The sequence below is a fragment of the Ornithinibacillus californiensis genome (assembly GCF_001038485.1).
GTDB lineage: Bacteria > Bacillota > Bacilli > Bacillales > Amphibacillaceae > Ornithinibacillus > Ornithinibacillus californiensis.
Genome location: NZ_LDUE01000032.1, coordinates 1 through 2,851, shown reverse-complemented (window position 1 = coordinate 2,851; position 2,851 = coordinate 1). Strand labels below are relative to the sequence as shown.

The following is a 2,851-nucleotide window of genomic DNA, read 5'->3' as shown; positions in this document are numbered from 1 at the left end:
GGTTATAATGTGCAGCTTGCGACAGAAGGACAGTATGCCCTCGCCTATGATGTATTTCCAAATCCAACAGATACACGCACGTTCATTCCTTTTCTAGATACGATTGAGAAAAGCTTTTTCAAGTTGCCAAAATATATTGTCGCTGATGCAGGTTATGGTAGTGAACAGAATTATGAGGATGTCATGAATCAACGAGAACGCACGCCGCTCGTTACCTTTAATCAATATCGAACGGAGAAGAAAAAGAAAGTTAAGAATGATCCTTTCAACATAGCCAATTGGCAATATAGCGAAGAAGAGGATTCATTTACTTGTCCAAATAATAAAAAACTACCATTCCGATACACTTCCACCCGAACTGACAAATACGGTTTTACACGTACGTTCAAAGTTTATGAATGTGAAGACTGTTCTGGTTGTCCATTACGTTCCTTGTGTACAAAAGCAAAGGATGGAAACAATCGAAAAGTTTTCTACAACGAGAAATGGGAACAGCAAAAAGAATACATAAGAGAGCAGCTTTCGAATCAAGAAACTGGTGAAATCTATGGGAAACGTAAAATTGACGTAGAGCCAGTCTTCGGATTTTTGAAGGCTAATTTGCGCTTCACTCGAATGTCAGTGAGGGGCAAATCCAAAGTAGAAAATGAATTAGGATTTGCGTTCATGGCGGTGAATCTAAGGAAGTACACCGCCTCTAAAGCGAGTTAGCTAAAAAACAATGACAATAGCCTAATAAAAATGGTTCCAATCATCTAAAAACGATGATCGGAACCATTTTTTAATTATTTTTGGCTAGTTATGTCCCAGCCTCTTTGTTGTTATTCTGTGACAGACCAATTCGTAATTAGCCATGTGCCATCTATATGTTGAAATTCGTAATTTAACTGGAACTCTTCCGTGTTGATCCATTGTGAAACTTGGTAAGTACCTTCTGGGTCAACAAAATACGTTAAGGAGTAATATTCAATACTTTCGTAAGGACTGTATTTAGTGCGCTTAGGTAGTAAGAATAACCCTGATGCATCTTCAACTAGATGTTCTTCCCATACAATATCGGCAGCTTCAGTTGTCATAAAGTCAGAGAAAAGGTTGTAAAACTCACTTTTTGTTACTACTTCTTCTATTCGATAACCTTCCTCACCATTTGATAAAGGAGTAGTTGTTGTTTCAATCGTGAAACGTTTGTTCATCGTATTAAATTCGGCAACAATTTGTTCAAAGAGAGCCAAAGTTTGATATTTTTCAAGCGGGTTGATTCCTCTATCACGCTTCCAATCCGTTATTAGCCAGCCATTATCCGTTTTGCTAAATTCAAATGTAAGTATGAACTCATCGACAATAGTGACAGTTGTTTGTGATATTCTGTAGTGGTTATCATTTATTTTTTCTAAGCTGTAGGGTTTATCGGTATAGAATTCAGACCTACAATGTTCGGATACAATTTGATAAAGCCTATTCTCTTTTTCACCTACTAAGCAAAATAGCTTCGATACCGTTTCTGCAGTGATGAAATCAGAGAATTCAACTGTTAGCTCCTCCATTGAATTATAACCAATGATCCGGTAACCAAGAGAATTAGTGAATAATTCTGTTTCGTCTTCGAAATCCAGCTCGAAACTTTTCCCCCGAATCTCATTGTTATACCGTTCTAAAAGTTCAATAAAAATAGCTTCTTTTTCACCTTCTGTCTCTTCCGTTTTTATTTCGTCGTCTTCACTACCAGGCTCTTCTTCAGGTGTTTTCTCAGTACCTAGTTTTTCTTCATCCTGACCCTTTTCATCTAGCATGGGAAGTATTTTATCAATACCGCTTTTAAAAGAGAAAGGAGCGGATGAGAATTCTTTTGGCTGCTGAAAAAGTGGTATTACTAGAATCAGCATAATTACGGTAAATAGTGAAAATGCTGAGATATAAATAAAATTGATTGGTTTTCTTTTTTGGATGCTAACGTGAATATTGTTTATCTCCTCTTGACTCATTTGGATATTTTGTTTCAAAAAGCCCTGAACTTCCTTCTTAATATGTTGATCGAATTTATCCAAAATTAAATCCCCTCCTTTCTAATTCATCCTTGAGTATTTGTCTCCCTCTAGTGATTCTTGATTTGACGGTATTCACCTTTATATTGGTAACTTCACTGATTTCTTTCACGGGCATGTCATGATAGTAGTAAAAGATTAGTACTTCCTTATATTTTGCTGGAAGTTTTGATATTGCAACCATTATTTCATGTTGTTCTTCTTGATTTTCGACGTCAATTTGTACGGAATGAACAAAATCATTTTGGTAAGATTCTGTACTAGATTTATAAAGTATGTTTTTATAACTCCATTTTCTCTGATAATCTTTACATTTATTAATAGTAATCCGATAAAGCCAAGTTTTATAAGAAGATTGGTGGTTAAATTTATCGAGGTTCTTGTAGCAAGAAATAAATACTTCTTGCACAATATCTTCTGCTTGAGATAAATCATGTAGATACAAATAGGCAATACGTTTCAATTCATCACCATGGGTGGTGATTAAGTTGTTTAAAATCGATTCATTTGTATCTTCTAAACCAAAGGTCCCTTGAAAATTCAAATCGCTACCCCCTTTCAATCTATTAGACGATTCTAACGCCAAAGCAGACTCAAAAAAACTTAAATATTTATAAAGGGGACTGTCCCTCACCGCTTTATCACTTTAAAGCGGTGAGGGACAGTCCCAATGGTATTGCATCAGTGGATGAAAATTCCATTTATTGAAAAATAAGTCATATGAATTTACAAAAATAAAAAGAGCTCCTATTGTAGAAGTGAGACCGTACTTGTTCCCAAATCTTCTACAAAGGAGCACTATATGCGTA

The 2,851-nt window shown here is 35.6% G+C and carries 3 protein-coding genes; 1 reads left to right on the top strand and 2 read right to left on the bottom strand.

The window, feature by feature from the left end; genetic code table 11:
- Positions 1-711, top strand: a 711-nt coding sequence (locus TE34_RS07790) for a transposase (protein ID WP_047983218.1), incomplete at its 5' end; no start/stop codon positions are given.
- A 110-nt stretch (positions 712-821) separates the two neighbouring features.
- On the opposite strand, the gene TE34_RS07785 is transcribed toward TE34_RS07790, so the two are convergent.
- The gene (locus tag TE34_RS07785) at positions 822-2,045 is read right to left on the bottom strand and encodes a hypothetical protein (RefSeq protein ID WP_047984263.1); all 1,224 of its coding nucleotides are present in this window, start codon (positions 2,043-2,045) and stop codon (positions 822-824) included.
- Positions 2,038-2,586, bottom strand: coding sequence for a sigma-70 family RNA polymerase sigma factor (locus TE34_RS07780; protein ID WP_047984262.1), 549 nt, complete (start codon positions 2,584-2,586; stop codon positions 2,038-2,040). The genes TE34_RS07785 and TE34_RS07780 overlap by 8 nt, the downstream gene beginning before the upstream one ends.
- Positions 2,587-2,851 lie beyond the last annotated feature (265 nt).